This window comes from Burkholderia aenigmatica (assembly GCF_902499175.1).
GTDB lineage: Bacteria > Pseudomonadota > Gammaproteobacteria > Burkholderiales > Burkholderiaceae > Burkholderia > Burkholderia aenigmatica.
In genome coordinates this window covers 1-14,205 of record NZ_CABVQC010000032.1, presented here as the reverse complement: position 1 = coordinate 14,205, position 14,205 = coordinate 1, and the positions used below count along the sequence as shown (strand labels likewise).

General features: G+C 66.4%; 11 protein-coding genes and 1 tRNA gene. 3 read left to right on the top strand and 9 right to left on the bottom strand.

Features of this window, described 5'->3' with window-relative positions:
- Positions 1–180 precede the first annotated feature (180 nt).
- Positions 181–1,668 carry a PoNe immunity protein domain-containing protein gene (locus BDO18943_RS22540; protein ID WP_235996161.1) on the top strand — a complete coding sequence of 496 codons (1,488 nt, stop codon included), beginning with the start codon at positions 181–183 and terminating at the stop codon, positions 1,666–1,668.
- A gap of 151 nt (positions 1,669–1,819) precedes the next feature.
- Here the strand turns inward: BDO18943_RS22540 and BDO18943_RS22535 are convergent.
- Positions 1,820–1,896, bottom strand: a tRNA-Met gene (locus BDO18943_RS22535).
- A 182-nt stretch (positions 1,897–2,078) separates the two neighbouring features.
- On the opposite strand from BDO18943_RS22535, the gene xth reads away from it, so the two are divergent.
- Complete coding sequence (gene xth / locus BDO18943_RS22530) at positions 2,079–2,855, top strand: exodeoxyribonuclease III (RefSeq protein ID WP_175024106.1); 777 nt, start codon at positions 2,079–2,081, stop codon at positions 2,853–2,855.
- Positions 2,856–2,874: 19 nt separating this feature from the next.
- Here xth and BDO18943_RS22525 read toward each other — a convergent pair whose 3' ends face one another.
- The 4 genes from BDO18943_RS22525 to glnA form a co-directional block, all read right to left on the bottom strand.
- Positions 2,875–4,989 (bottom strand): prolyl oligopeptidase family serine peptidase, encoded by a 2,115-nt coding sequence (locus BDO18943_RS22525; RefSeq protein ID WP_175024105.1) that lies wholly within the window; start codon positions 4,987–4,989, stop codon positions 2,875–2,877.
- Between the two features lie 89 nt (positions 4,990–5,078).
- On the bottom strand, positions 5,079–6,581 hold the full coding sequence (gene ntrC, locus BDO18943_RS22520) for a nitrogen regulation protein NR(I) (protein WP_175024104.1): 1,503 nt from the start codon (positions 6,579–6,581) through the stop codon (positions 5,079–5,081).
- Between the two features lie 46 nt (positions 6,582–6,627).
- The gene (glnL, locus tag BDO18943_RS22515; protein ID WP_122945802.1) at positions 6,628–7,770 is read right to left on the bottom strand and encodes a nitrogen regulation protein NR(II); all 1,143 of its coding nucleotides are present in this window, start codon (positions 7,768–7,770) and stop codon (positions 6,628–6,630) included.
- Positions 7,771–7,930: 160 nt separating this feature from the next.
- Positions 7,931–9,346 carry a type I glutamate--ammonia ligase gene (gene glnA, locus BDO18943_RS22510; RefSeq protein WP_043190396.1) on the bottom strand — a complete coding sequence of 472 codons (1,416 nt, stop codon included), beginning with the start codon at positions 9,344–9,346 and terminating at the stop codon, positions 7,931–7,933.
- 405 nt (positions 9,347–9,751) lie between these two features.
- Here glnA and BDO18943_RS22505 point away from each other — a divergent pair, with 405 nt between their 5' ends.
- Positions 9,752–10,216 (top strand): rhodanese-like domain-containing protein, encoded by a 465-nt coding sequence (locus BDO18943_RS22505; RefSeq protein WP_043190398.1) that lies wholly within the window; start codon positions 9,752–9,754, stop codon positions 10,214–10,216.
- A 115-nt stretch (positions 10,217–10,331) separates the two neighbouring features.
- Here BDO18943_RS22505 and BDO18943_RS22500 read toward each other — a convergent pair whose 3' ends face one another.
- From BDO18943_RS22500 to BDO18943_RS22485, 4 genes are all read right to left on the bottom strand, one after another.
- Positions 10,332–11,147 (bottom strand): competence/damage-inducible protein A, encoded by an 816-nt coding sequence (locus tag BDO18943_RS22500; RefSeq protein ID WP_175024103.1) that lies wholly within the window; start codon positions 11,145–11,147, stop codon positions 10,332–10,334.
- Positions 11,144–11,971, bottom strand: coding sequence for an EI24 domain-containing protein (locus tag BDO18943_RS22495; protein WP_043190402.1), 828 nt, complete (start codon positions 11,969–11,971; stop codon positions 11,144–11,146). Before BDO18943_RS22495 ends, BDO18943_RS22500 begins: the two co-directional genes overlap by 4 nt.
- 111 nt (positions 11,972–12,082) lie before the next feature.
- A complete protein-coding gene (locus BDO18943_RS22490; protein WP_175024102.1) occupies positions 12,083–13,057 on the bottom strand; it encodes a sterol desaturase family protein in 975 nt (324 codons plus the stop codon).
- Between the two features lie 16 nt (positions 13,058–13,073).
- Positions 13,074–14,063: a YVTN family beta-propeller repeat protein gene (locus BDO18943_RS22485; RefSeq protein WP_027786950.1), complete on the bottom strand. Its 990-nt coding sequence runs from the start codon at positions 14,061–14,063 to the stop codon at positions 13,074–13,076.
- Between the last annotated feature and the right edge of the window lie 142 nt (positions 14,064–14,205).

Below are 14,205 nucleotides of genomic sequence, written 5' to 3'. Positions count from 1 at the left end.
CCACCGATGCAGCGGCTTCACTGAAATCCGCGGCCTGCCGCATACACGATCGATCCGCTCCCGACCAGCCGGCGGACGAACCTCGACGCATGCGGCCAAGCGTTCGCGACGCATTGCGCCGAACCGCTTGTTAGGATATCGACCTCGACCCTACCTCACCTGATCAGGACGATTCGCCGCATGGGAAATCGCGCATGGCTGTATCTTCGGAGCAACTCGGGCAACGGCGCGCGCATGACCCAGGTCGCCGAGGCCAACAACCACTTTCCGACCCTGTGGCGCATCCTGCTGGCCGACGGTGCCCGAGGCACGGCGATCGCCGATCAGCGCGTATTCGGCGATGCGGGCACCGACAACCTGACCAGCGATGCCGACGCCGCCGTGGCGCGGCTGGGTACGCTCTCCACCTTCCTTGGACGGCATGCGCGGCGCGGCGAGACACCGTGGCTGGCACGTCAGCTCGACGGCGCAGCCCGGTACCTCGGCGAGCAGGCGGCGCGACTGACGGAAAACGGCGAGCCTGCGGGCTTTTCGGCCAATCTCGACGAGTTGTCGTGGCTGTCCGACGATGACGACTTCATCGCGACCACGCGCGAATCCTGCCACGCGACCTGGACGCAGATACAGGCGTGCATCGCAGCCAACGACGCGCGAGGCGTACGGCATTTGCTCGGGATCAACGGGCCGGGCGACTGGGTCTGGGGATTCGGCTTCGGCGGCTTGTCTCACGCGTACTTCTCGCGACAGCAGCCGCCTCGCGACACGACCTACGACGATTTCGTCGCGTCGGGCGGACTGTCGGCCGACGACCTGCGCTGCGACGCCAGCGGCTCCGATGCGTTTCGTGCGAAGCGGCGCCAGCGATTCCTGAGCGAGGACTATTTCGACTGGCTGCAGCCGTATCTGGACGAGCGCGTCGCGTACTGGTCGGAAAACATCTCGCCGGTGGGCAGCACCGAAAACGAACAGAAGGCGCTGACCGCACGCCATCTCGTGTCCGGTTACTACCCGCGCTTCCTGCTCATGTACACGAGCGGCATGGACCTGACGCTGCTGCGCGATGCACTCGAACCGGTGATCGCCGCGTACGAGCGCTGCACCGACGCGTGCCGCGCGCACGAGGAAAACGATCGCCAGCCGCCACTGTGGTTCGACAGCATCGAAGACTATGAGACCGTGATGCAACTGATCGGTTTCTGTTACCTGCTGCATCGCCGCGACCTGCTGCCGCGCATCGCCGCGATGTTCGATCCCGCCTATCGCGCCCGCGATACGCTGTACGAAGACCTGCTTGCGTACGAGTTCGAAGGCCGCTTCGATGTCGACCAGTGGTACCACGACGTCCCGTATCGTCCGCTCGTCTTCAGCTTTTACCGCGACACGAAGGCGGAAAGCATCGACGACATCGCCGCCTATCTCGACACGTGGTATCCGGCGATGCTTGACGCAACGTGGCACGACGGGCATCTCGACGTCGGTGCGAAGGGCAAAGGCAGAAAAATCTATTTCGGCTATTGGGCCGTCGAAGCGGCCGCGGCGGCCTATCTGCTGGCGCTCGACGACAGCAGTCTGCGCGATCGGCTGGTGTATCCGAAGGATCTGGTCGACTTCGCGCGCAGCCGCGATACCGATAAGCAACCGGACGCGGCGCCCGACGGCACGCGCTGATCGGAAAGGGCCCGGCAGATCTGCACGGGCCCGCGCATGCGGCGCGCCGCATCGCGTTTCGGCGCCGGAAAACAAAAAACCCGGCACGGGGCCGGGTCCTTGTCGACGAAGCGCGCATCGGTCACTTGCGCTGCACATCGCCTGGTGTGCTTGGTTGCGGGGGTAGGATTTGAACCTACGACCTTCGGGTTATGAGCCCGACGAGCTGCCAGACTGCTCCACCCCGCGTCAGAGAAATAAATTATAGGGTGAGGGAGCACTCACGTCAACACATTTGTCACAATTTCTTCTCCGTTCATCGGAACAGCGGCGCGCGGCGCCTCCCCGCCCCGCACGATGCGCGCGTTCGCATCGCGTGCTCGCGGTAAGATGGCGGCCTTCGCATTCACCCCGCACGCACACTCCCGTTCATGAAAATCGCCACCTGGAACGTCAACTCGCTTAACGTCCGCAAGCAGCATGTGCTCGACTGGCTCGCGCAAAGCGGAACCGACGTGCTGTGCCTGCAGGAACTGAAGCTGCCGGACGAGAAATTCCCGCGCGCCGAGCTGGAAGCCGCCGGCTACCGCAGCTGGTTCACGGGCCAGAAGACCTACAACGGCGTCGCGATCCTCGCGCGTGACACGCTGTCCGTCGACGAAGCGGACGTCGTGCGCAACATCCCCGATTTCGACGATCCGCAGCAGCGCGTGGTTGCTGCGACGGTCGACGGCGTGCGCATCGTGTCCGCGTATTTCCCGAACGGCCAGGCGCCCGACTCCGACAAGTTCGTCTACAAGATGCAATGGCTCGACGCGCTGCAGGCATGGCTGCGCACCGAGCTGCAGCGCTACCCGAAGCTCGCGCTGCTCGGCGACTACAACATCGCGCCGGAAGACCGCGACGTGCACGACCCCGCGAAATGGGAAGGCCAGAATCTCGTGTCGCCGCAGGAGCGCGCGCACTTCGCGCAACTGATCGAACTCGGCTTCGTCGATGCGTTCCGCCGCTTCGAACAGCCGGAGAAGACCTTCACGTGGTGGGACTACCGGATGATGGCGTTCCGTCGCAACGCGGGGCTGCGCATCGACCACGTGCTGCTGTCGCCGGCACTCGCCGAGACGTGCACGTCGTGCGAAGTCGATCGCACGCCGCGCACGTGGGAACAGCCGTCCGACCACACGCCCGTCGTCGCGGTCGTCGGCTGATCGGACAGCCCGCGCGCGCTCAGCGCCGCGCGGGCGCCGGCCCGAGATGGGCCCACAGGAACCCGAATTCCGCCGCGTCGGCTTCCGCGCGCTCCAGATCGTCGGCGCTGCCGTGGCCGCCATCGGTGTTCTCCCAGTACCACACCCGTTCATGACCGAGCGCATGCATGCGCGCGGCCATCTTGCGCGCATGCGCGGGATGCACACGGTCGTCGCGCGTCGACGTCGTCAGCAGTAGCGGCGGAAACGCGACGCCTTCGCGCACACGGTGATACGGCGAGTACGCGGCCAGCGCCGCGCCTTCGTGCGGATCGTCCGGGTCGCCGTATTCGTCGAGCCACGCGGCGCCCGCGTGCAGCTTCGGATAGCGCCGCATGTCGAGCAGCGGTACGCGGCAGAGCACCGCGCCGAACAACTCCGGGCGCTGCACCATGCACGCCGCGACCAGCAGCCCGCCGTTGCTGCCGCCTTCGATGCCGAGCTGCGCGGCGGTCGTGACGCCGGTCGCGGCCAGATCCTCGGCCACCGCGATGAAATCGTCGAACGAACGCTGGCGATGTTCGCGCTGCGCATCGACGTGCCAGCGCGGCCCGAACTCGCCGCCGCCGCGGATGTGCGCGAACGCCATCACGCCGCCGCGCTCGAGCCACCCGATACCGAACGCATCGCTGTAGCCCGGCAGGTTCGGGATCGCAAAACCGCCATAGCCCGACAGCAGGCACGGCCGCGCGACACGCGCGGCACCATCGGCCACGTCGAGTGCATCGCGCGGCCCGATCAGCGTGTACGGCACCATCGTGCCGTCTTGCGAGCGCGCGCTCGCGCGGCGCACGACGAGCCCGGCCGCGTCGAACTGCACCGGCGGCCGGTCGAGCAGCACGCGGCGCGATGGCGCATCGTCCGCGCGATCGGCAAGATCGGCCAGCCAACATTCGGGCGGATCGAGATAGGTATCGACGTCCACGTAAATCTCGTCGTTCAGCGTCGATTCGACGGGCTCGACGTCGATCTGCGCATCGGCCGGCCCCGGCCACTCGAACGGTCGAGCCGCCCACGTCCACGTGCCGTCGTCGGCCTGGCTCGGCTGCCACAGCATCGTGCGGTTGTGCACGTCGTCGAGCCAGCTCGCGATCAGCGTCGTGCGCGTGTGGGTCCACGTGCACGCGGACGTCGACGGTTGCGGCGCGAACAGCGTCGTGAGTTCGCGCGACCCGGCCAGGAACGCCTGCTCGCGAATCGCGAGCAGCGAGCCGCCCGCATGGCGCACGCCATCGCAATCCCAGTCGAGACGCGGCTCCAGCACGAGCCAGCCTTCCCAGAACCAGACCTCGACATGGGTCGGCACGTCGTAGCGCGCCCACTCGCCCGCGTCGGTCAGCCGGTACGCATGCGCGTCGAAAAAGTCGACGCTGCGCCACGCGACGTGGCGGTTGTCGATCGGATCGAATCCCGCGCCCGCGCTGATGTCGTCGGGTTCGCCTCGGAAGACGACGGGCGCATCGGCGAGCGCCGTGCCACGCACCCAGCGCCGCGCTTCATACGGATAACCGGCCGCGGTCGCATGCGCCTCGCCGCGATCCCAGCTCACGTAGACGGTATCGCGATCGATCCAGCCGACCGTGTGATGCCCCGGCTCGTCGATCGTGAAGCCGCCGTCGACGAAACGCCGTTCGACGAGATCGAATTCGCGCACGACGACCGCGTCGGCACCGCCCGGCGACAGCGACAGCAGCGCGCGATCGCCGTCCGGATACAGGATCGCGTCCTGCTCGAACACCCACGACTCGGCCTCTTCCGCACCAAGCGCGTCGACGTCGAGCAGCGTTTCCCACGCCGGTTTGCCCGCGCGCCAGTCGTCCCAGCGCGTGCGGCGCCACAGCCCCTTCGGATGGAGATCGTCCTGCCACAGGTCGTAGGCCCAGTCGCGCCAGCGGGTCGGAATCACCGGGCGTTCGCGCGGCAGGTACGCTTTGGCGAGGCGCGCCGTCAGCGCGCGATACGCGTCGTCGTCACGCAGCGCGGCACGTGTGCGCGCATTCTGCTCGTCGACCCACGTGCGGGCGCGCTTGCTGTCGAGCGCTTCGAGGAAACGGAACGGGTCGGCCCCGGCGGGCCAGCGGAAAGAATCGGACATTGCGGATAGGCGGAATGGCAAACGGCATGCAAACCGCGATTATGTCCGATCGCGGCATGCGCGATGCCCGCGCATGCCGCAAATCGTGCTCAGGGCTCCAGATGGAGTTCCTGGATCTTGCGCGTGATCGTGTTGCGGCCGATGCCGAGCCGCTCCGCGGCCTCGACCTTGCGGCCGCGCGTGAAGTCGAGCGCCTCGCGGATCACGGCCGCCTCGAAGCGGCGTGCGAGCTCGTCCATCACGTCGGCCGAGTTCTCGCGCAACAGCCGTGCAACCTCGGTGCGCAGGCCGTGCTCCCACAGCGGATAGCCGGCCGGCACACCGCCGTTCGGCGCGGCCGCGACAGGCGCCGACACCACCGGTGCTGCACCGAGCGCCGTGTCGCCACCGCTGCCGTGCGCATCGACACCGTCGCCCATCGCAACCACCGGCGCGCCGGCCGGCACGAGATCGGGCGGCATGTCCTTGATCTCGACCGTCTGCGCGGGCGCCATCACGGTCAGCCAGTTCGCGAGGTTCTCGAGCTGGCGCACGTTGCCGGGAAATGCCAGCGACGTGAGATAAGCCAGCGCTTCGTCGGACACGCGCTTCGGCTCGACGCCGAGATCGCGCGCGCTCTTCTGCAGGAAGTGGCGCGTGAGCAGCGCGATGTCCTCGCTGCGTTCGCGCAGCGGCGGCAGGCGCAGCCGGATCACGTTGAGCCGGTGGTAAAGATCCTCGCGGAACAGCCCCTGCCGTACACGCGATTCGAGATTCTGGTGCGTCGCGGCGATCACGCGCACGTTCGCGCGCAGCGGGTTGTGCCCGCCGACACGGTAGAACTGCCCATCCGACAGCACGCGCAACAGGCGCGTCTGCAGGTCGAACGGCATGTCGCCGATTTCGTCGAGGAACAGCGTGCCGTTCTCGGCCTGCTCGAAGCGGCCCTGCCGTGTGGTCTGCGCGCCGGTGAACGCGCCGCGCTCATGGCCGAACAGCTCGGATTCGAGCAGGTCCTTCGGAATCGCCGCGGTGTTCAGCGCGATGAACGGCCCGTTCGCGCGCGGGCTGTGGCGGTGCAGCGCACGCGCGACGAGCTCCTTGCCGGTGCCCGATTCGCCGGTGATCAGCACGGTCGCGGCCGAGTGCGACAGGCGGCCGATCGCGCGGAACATGTCCTGCATCGCCGGTGCCTGGCCGAGCATCTCGGGCGCCTCGGCCACGCGCTCGTCCTGCGGCGCGCCGCCGCGCAGGCTTTCCTCCACCGCGCGACGGATCAGCTCGACCGCCTTGTCGACGTCGAACGGCTTCGCGAGATACTCGAACGCGCCGCCCTGGAACGCCGCGACGGCGCTGTCGAGATCGGAGAACGCCGTCATGATGATGACGGGCAGGCCCGGCAGGCGCTCGTGCATCGCCTGCAGCAACTCGAGGCCCGAGCCGCCCGGCATCCGGATATCGGATACGAGCACCTGCGGCGTCTCGTGGTCGAGCGCGGCCAGCGCGTCACGCACGTTCGCGAAGCTCTTCGTCGCGAAGCTGTCCCGGGCGAGCGCCTTTTCAAGCACCCAGCGGATCGATTGGTCGTCGTCTACTATCCAGATCGGCTTCATAGGTCGGTCAGATATTGGTAAATCTGGTGAATCGTCATGCCGCCGCTCAATGGTCGAGCGGCAGCAGGATCTGAAATTCGGTACGTCCGGGCCGGCTTTCGACCTCGATCATCCCGTCGTGCTGCTGCACGAACGTCTGCGCCAGTGTCAGGCCGAGGCCGCTGCCGTCATCGCGCCCGGACACGAGCGGGTAGAAGATCCGATCGCGGATTTCTTCCGGAATGCCGGGCCCGTTGTCGATCACGTGCAAGTCCAGTGCCAGCCGGTACAGGCGCTTTGCGATCGTCACCTTGCGCGCGATGCGCGTGCGCAGTTCGATCTTCGCGTCGCCCTGCGCGATCCGGTCGCGCAGCGCCTGCGCGGCGTTGCGCACGATGTTGAGCAGCGCCTGGATCAGTTGCTCCTTGTCGCCGCGCAGGTCCGGCACGCTCACGTCGTAGTCGCGCTCGATCGTGAGCCCGCGCGGGAATTCCGCGAGCATCACCGCGCGCACGCGTTCGCATACTTCATGAATGTTCACGTCGCCGACGATGTGCGGATGCCGATGCGGCTCCAGCAACCGGTCGACGAGCGTCTGCAGGCGGTCGGACTCCTTGATGATCACCTGCGTGTATTCGCGCAACTCGCCACGCTCGCGCTCGCCGAGCTCGAATTCGAGCAGCTGGGCTGCGCCGCGAATCCCGCCGAGCGGATTCTTGATCTCGTGCGCGAGGTTGCGGATCAGTTGCTTGTTGACCGCGGTCAGGTCGTGAATGCGCTCCTCGCGATCGGTGCGCGACTGCCGCTCGTTCTCGAACAGCTCGACGAGCACGAAATCGGGCGCGGTCTCGAGGAAGCCGACAATTGCATGCACATGCAGCGGTTCGCGGCCGGGCCGGTCGAGCACGGTATCGAGGTGCGTCGCGTGAAAGCGTTCCTCGCCGATCGCGGTGATCGTCGAGGCCAGCTCGTTCGCGTTCGGAAAAATCTCGCCCCACGGCCGCTGCGCGAGCTGCCGGCGCGAGATGTCGAGCATCGCCTCCGCGGACGGGTTCGCGAACGCGATCCGCAGCGTCTTGCGGTCGAGCACGATCACGACCGTCGGCAGCGCTTCCAGCCCCGCCAGCAGGCCCGAGCGCGCGAGCCGCTCGTCGTCCGTCTGTCGCTCGGGCTGCCCCGTTTTCGCCTTGATCAGATTCTTCAGAACCATCTGCGTGCTTGTCGCGCCTCAACGGGTCGGAAAAGGAAATTCGTCGGAACAAAAAAGGGACGGCTGGACGCCGCCCCTTTCAGACTCCGCGGTTCCCGCCGCAGGCCGCGCGACGGGAACGAACCGGCATGACGGCGCTGAATCGAAGCGCCATCGCCGATTACAGCGAGTAGTACATCTCGAACTCGATCGGGTGCGTCGTCATGCGGAACTTCGCCAGCTCCTGCTCCTTCAGCGCAAGGTACGCGTCGAGCATGCTGTCCGTGAACACGCCGCCACGGGTCAGGAACTCGCGATCCTTGTCGAGCGCTTCCAGTGCCTGGTCGAGGCCTGCGCAGACGGTCGGGATCTTTGCATCCTCTTCCGGCGGCAGGTCGTACAGGTTCTTGTCCGCGGCTTCGCCCGGATGGATCTTGTTCTGGATCCCGTCGAGGCCTGCCATCATCAGTGCCGAGAACAACAGGTACGGGTTCGCCATCGGATCCGGGAAGCGCGTTTCGATACGGCGGCCCTTCGGGTTCGACACGTGCGGAATGCGGATCGATGCCGAACGGTTGCGCGCCGAGTAAGCGAGCTTGACCGGTGCTTCGAAGTGCGGGACCAGACGCTTGTACGAGTTCGTCGTCGGGTTCGTGATCGCGTTCAGTGCACGGGCGTGCTTGATGATGCCGCCGATGTAGAACAGCGCCAGTTCCGACAGGCCGGCGTAGCCGTTACCCGCGAACAGGTTCTGGCCGTCCTTCCAGATCGACTGGTGAACGTGCATGCCCGAACCGTTGTCGCCGACGATCGGCTTCGGCATGAACGTCGCCGTCTTGCCGTACGAGTGCGCGACGTTGTGGATGATGTACTTCGACCATTGCGTCCAGTCGGCGCGCTCGACCAGCGTCGAGAACTTCGTGCCGATTTCGTTCTGGCCCTGGCCCGCCACTTCGTGGTGGTGCACTTCGACCGGGATGCCGAGCTGTTCGAGCAGCAGGCACATTTCCGAACGCATGTCCTGGAACGTGTCGACCGGTGCGACCGGGAAGTAGCCGCCCTTCGTGCCCGGACGGTGGCCCGTGTTGCCGCCTTCGAATTCCTTGGCCGACGACCACGGTGCTTCTTCCGAGTTGATCTTCACGAAGCAACCCGACATGTCCGTGCTCCACTGGACCGAGTCGAAAATGAAGAATTCCGGTTCCGGACCGAAGAAAGCCGTGTCGCCGATGCCCGTGCTCTTCAGGTACGCTTCCGCGCGCTTCGCGAGCGAACGCGGGTCGCGCTCGTAGCCCTTGCCGTCGGCCGGCTCGACCACGTCGCAGGTCAGCACCAGGGTCGACTCTTCATAGAACGGGTCGATGAAGGCAGCGTTCGGGTCCGGCATGAGCAGCATGTCCGACGCCTCGATGCCCTTCCAGCCGGCGATCGACGAGCCGTCGAATGCATGGCCGCTTTCGAACTTGTCTTCGTCAAACGCCGAAACCGGCACCGACACGTGCTGTTCCTTGCCGCGCGTATCCGTGAAGCGGAAATCGACAAACTTGACGTCCTCGTCCTTCACGAGCTGCATGACGTCGGCGACGGTTTTACTCATAACCTCTTCTCCTGATTGAACAATTCCGGCGGACTGGGAACCGCCTCGTTTATCGAGCTGACCGGGGTCTTGCTTTGGCGCAGCGCGCCCCGATTCGACCGAATCCTATAAAGCAGCTTCCGTGCCACCTATGCGCAAGATTGGCGCGAATCGCGCCAGCGCTCGTCGCGACGGGGCTGTGCTGCGCAATTCCGGGGCCCGGCTTCGCACCGCCCGCCGGCCAGAGGCACCGCGATGGTGCAATCATCGCAATGCGCCGCGCCCGCAGAATCATTCTGGTGCATGCGCGCCATTCTGCACTCTTTTGGTGAACGCGTGTACGGTGCGCGCACCGTACCCCACACGGACATCCGTGCCGCGACGCCGCGCTAGAATGTTCGTTTGACCGATAGGAGACTCCCTGCCATGAGTACGCTCGACCAGCTTTACGCGAAGGCCGACGAACGCCGCGCACAAGGCGCGCTCAACTACGCCGGGGCGCTGCTGCCCGCCGAGGCCTTCGAACTGCTGCAGCTCGATCCGTCGGCGCGCCTCGTCGACGTGCGCACCCGCGCGGAACTCGACTGGATCGGCCGCCCGCTCGTCGGCGATGGCCAGTACCTGCACCTCGAATGGACGCGCTACCCGGGCGGCGTGCCGAACGCCGAATTCGTCAACGAACTGAAGGCGGCCCTCCCGGCCGATACGCCCATCCTGTTCCTGTGCCGCAGTGCCGCGCGCTCAAAGCTCGCCGCAGTGGCCTCCACGCAGGCCGGCTTCACGAAGGCGTTCGACCTGCTCGAAGGCTTCGAGGGCGCGAAGGACGCCGAAGGCCATCGCAAGACGGTCGAAGGCTGGTGCTTCCGGAAACTGCCGTGGATCGGCGCCTGACGGCACGCCGCTCCCGCCGGTGACGACAACCTCATCGTCGAGCCGGGCGATGACATGCCGATGACGGGCCGCGTTGCGCGGCCCGTGGCTTTTGTACGGCCGCCTGGCGGGCCGCTCAAGCGCGCGGCGTATCGGGTTCGACGACGTCGCCGCCGAGCAGGTGCACGCCTTCGCGCAGCTTCACGTACGCGGCCGCGACCGCTTCCGGCTCGCCCTTCACGCCGAGGTCGATGTGACGGCGTGCGTAGATCCCGCCGCGCTCCGCATCGCCGACGCTCGGCAAGCTGAACACGCGCACGCCCGGGAAATCGCGCTCGATGCGCTCCATCAGCGGCGTGAGCGTCGATTCCGGCAGCTCGAACACGTACAGCGAGCGCTCCGCATGCGGCGTCGCGTGATGCAGGTGCGCGTACTTCGTATCGAGCACCCATTCGATCATCGGCCACGCCATCACCGGGAAGCCCGGCACGAAGTGCAGGTCGCCGACCGAGAAACCGGGAATCCGGTTGTAGCCGTTCGGGATGATCGTCGCGCCCACCGGGAACACGCCCATATTGAAGCGGTGCTGGTTCTCCGGCGACTCGAAATCGACCGGCGTGGCCGGATCGGTGTGCGTTTCGCGGATCCGCTCCGAAATCAGCACCTTCGCGTCCGGATGCAGCTCGAGCGTCACGCCGAGCGCGGCGGCCGCGCACTGGCGCGTGTGGTCGTCCGGGGTCGCGCCGATCCCGCCCGTCGAGAACACGACGTCGCCGGATGCGATCGCGCGCGCGAGGGTCGCGGTAATGCGTGCCGGATCGTCGCCGACGTATTCGGCCCAGTCGAGCGCAAGGCCGCGCGCGCCGAGCAGCTCGATGACCTTCGCCAGATGCTTGTCCTGCCGGCGGCCCGAAAGGATTTCGTCGCCGATGATGATGATGCCGATGCTCATGCCTGCCCCATGTCGATTGCGGTGGCGCGCGAACTCGCACGCAGGTCCTCCAGCGCGCGCAGGCAGTAATGCCCGAACCACAGCGCCGAGAAGACGAGGATGAAAGCGTAAACCCAGATCATGGCCGCCGCGACGAACGGAAACAGCACCATCATCCAGACCGACGATACCCACACGAAGGTCGGCACGGTGCCGAGCAGCCCGGTCGCGACGCCGATGCCGATCAGCGGCCAGCGGTGCTGGCGGATCAGCGCCCGGCGCTCGTCGCGGCTCGCGTGCTGGGCAAGCGCGTCGTAGGTCATCACGCGATACGTGAGCCAGCCCCAGATCACGGGCGGCAGCAGCGCGAAGAACGGCGGAATCAGCCACAGCGGAATGGTGACGACGAGCACGATCACACCTGCGATCGCCGCCCCCAGCGAATTGAACACGCTGCCGAAGAAGGTGCCGCCGCGCTTCGACTCGAGCGCCGCGAACTGCCGGTTCGACAGGTGCTTGATCACGACCGGCATCGAAATCGTCGCGATCAGCAGCAGCACGGTCAGCACGATCAACGGGATCGCGAGCGACACGACCACGAACGGCGCGACGACTGCATGCAGCTGCGACATGCCGATCGCGTCGAACGCGCGGTACAGCATGGCGGTCAGCACGAAGCCGTCGAGCGCGCCGCGAGCGAGGTCCAGCAGCGATTGCCACGAGAACCACAGCACGACGCCCCACAGGACGGCCGAGACGAGAAACGGCATCAGGGTGAGCCACAGCATGCGCGGATGCAGTGCGCTCGCCAATGCCCGGACGAAGGAACGCAGCAAGTCGTTCATGCGAGCCTGTATCGACGGAGAAAAACGGGGAAAGGATAAACCACGCGGCCCGCATGCGCCAAAGCACATGCGGGCCGCGTGAGGGAGCCGCTCAACGTGGGAATGGCCGGATCAGGCCGATGCCGCGCCGCGCTTGGCGGGGAACAGGCGCCGGAAGATCCGCACGAACGCGAGGCCGTGCTGCGCCCAGAAGCCTTCGCCGTAGGACACGCCCTCGACCTGGTCGCGGATGCCGGTCGGCTCGACCGTGCGGTTCCACGACGCGGTGCCGAACATCATGTCCCACCACGGGAACAGCACGCCGAAGTTGCAGCCGTACTTCGTGCCTTCGTGGCCATAACCGACCGCGTGGTGGCGCCGGTGGAAGATCGGGCTCACGAGCAGGCGCTCGCCGAGCCAGCCGAACGGCAGCCGCGCATTCGTGTGCTGAATGCTCTGCATGAAGTTGGTGAACGCGGTCAGCACGACGAACTGCGACGGCGTCACGCCGATCACGAGCGCGATCGCCGCGAAGAAGCACGACTGGATCACGTCGTCGAGCACGTGGTTGCGGTCGTCGCACCACAACGACATCTGGCGCTGGCTGTGATGTACGGCGTGCAGCTCCCACCAGATACCGAACTTGTGCTGCCAGCGGTGATACCAGTAGCCGGCGAAATCGAGCACGACGAGATAGATCGCGAACGCGACGATCGGCTTCGAAGTCACGCCCGGCCACAGGTAGTCGAGGTTGAGGTTCGCGACGCCGTGCAGGCGCAGCCACGCCTGGAAGTTGTCGAACAGCGGCTGCAGCGCGAAGAAGAAGAACAGCGAGTAGATGCCGAGCTTCGCGATCGCCGTGTAGATCACGTCGACCCGCACGGCCCGGCGGCTCGTCCAGCGCTCGACGGGCAGCAGCGCCTCGAGCGGGCGCAGCAGCACGAACATCAGCACCATCTGCAGCGCACCGACGATCACCCAGTACAGCGCGTCGTAGGTGTCCTCGTCATAGTCCATCAGGTTGAACTTGAAGAGGAGCGGCTGCACGACGTCGACGTACAGCCAGGTCTGGATATCCGATACGAATGCATCGATCAGGTGCAGCATCGCTCTCCCCCGCCCGTCACGCGCCGTTCGCGGCGCGCCACGGCGCGCGGTCGTAGAAATAGATGCCGTGCGGCGAGCGGCCGACGGCGATCGTCTGCACCAGCTTGCGCGACGCCAGGTCGATGATCCCGACCTTCTTCGCGAAGCGGAACGTCACCCACAGCGTCTTCTTGTCGGCGGACAGCTCCATGTCGTCCGGGCCCGGCAGCAGGCCGGTGATGTCGCCGACGTTGGTGAGCGTGTTCTCGTCGATGATGCTGATCGTGTTCGCGACCCGGTTCGTCACCGCGACGTGCGTGCCGTCGGCGAGCGAGCGGAAGTTGTGCGCGCCCTTGCCGGTGTAGATCTGCTTGACGACCTTCTGGTTGCGCCAGTCGACCACCGCGACGTAATCCGCGCCGGTCATGCCGACGAGCAGGTATTTATCGTCCGGCGTGAGCCACAGGCCGGCCGGCACCTTGCCGACCTTCATCTTCCACTTGACCGTCTGCGTCGGCAGGTCGATCGCCGCGATCTCGCCGGAGACCTGCAGCGACACGAGCAGCGTCTTGCTGTCCTTCGTGAACGCGAGGTGGCTCGGCATCACTTCCAGCGGCACGCGCTTCACGAGCTTCAGGTCGCGGCCGTCGTAGCCGTAGATGTCGACGCGGTCGAGGCGCAGGCCGGCGGCCGCGAACCACTTGCGGTCGGGCGAGAAGCCGAGCTGGTAAGGATCGTCGATCCCTTCGACGGTGCGCTGCAGCTTGCCCGTCTTCGGATCGAGGAACATCAGGCTGTTCGAGACCGAATTTGCAACGATCAGCGACGAATTGTCGGGCGTCGCCATCAGGTGGTGCGGTTCCTTGCCGGTCGGCATCGTGCCGACGACCTGGCGGGTCTGCTGGTCAATCAGGGAAAGCGTCGCTTCGGCCGAATTGAGGATAATTACGTTATTCGCGTGTGCGGCGGGCGCCAGCACGGCGGCGGCCAGCGCGAGCGTGCGGCCGAGGGAAAGGAAAGTGCGCATGAAGACTCACGTCGTGGAACAACCGTCATTGTAAAACGTTCAACCGGCCCGGCCGGTTGACCGAAGCCGGCTTTGCGCCACTTCGACGCACGCCGCGGCGGCCCTGTCGGCCGGCGCGGCAGGCGCCGCGCGGGCGGCCGGG

Bases quoted from the DNA above. Each gene is read 5' to 3' on its own strand.
- BDO18943_RS22540 (WP_235996161.1), top strand. From the start codon at position 181: ATGGGAAATCGCGCATGGCTGTATCTTCGGAGCAACTCGGGCAACGGC.
- xth (WP_175024106.1), top strand. From the start codon at position 2,079: ATGAAAATCGCCACCTGGAACGTCAACTCGCTTAACGTCCGCAAGCAG.
- BDO18943_RS22525 (WP_175024105.1), bottom strand. From the start codon at position 4,989: ATGTCCGATTCTTTCCGCTGGCCCGCCGGGGCCGACCCGTTCCGTTTC.
- ntrC (WP_175024104.1), bottom strand. From the start codon at position 6,581: ATGAAGCCGATCTGGATAGTAGACGACGACCAATCGATCCGCTGGGTG.
- glnL (WP_122945802.1), bottom strand. From the start codon at position 7,770: ATGGTTCTGAAGAATCTGATCAAGGCGAAAACGGGGCAGCCCGAGCGA.
- glnA (WP_043190396.1), bottom strand. From the start codon at position 9,346: ATGAGTAAAACCGTCGCCGACGTCATGCAGCTCGTGAAGGACGAGGAC.
- BDO18943_RS22505 (WP_043190398.1), top strand. From the start codon at position 9,752: ATGAGTACGCTCGACCAGCTTTACGCGAAGGCCGACGAACGCCGCGCA.
- BDO18943_RS22500 (WP_175024103.1), bottom strand. From the start codon at position 11,147: ATGAGCATCGGCATCATCATCATCGGCGACGAAATCCTTTCGGGCCGC.
- BDO18943_RS22495 (WP_043190402.1), bottom strand. From the start codon at position 11,971: ATGAACGACTTGCTGCGTTCCTTCGTCCGGGCATTGGCGAGCGCACTG.
- BDO18943_RS22490 (WP_175024102.1), bottom strand. From the start codon at position 13,057: ATGCTGCACCTGATCGATGCATTCGTATCGGATATCCAGACCTGGCTG.
- BDO18943_RS22485 (WP_027786950.1), bottom strand. From the start codon at position 14,063: ATGCGCACTTTCCTTTCCCTCGGCCGCACGCTCGCGCTGGCCGCCGCC.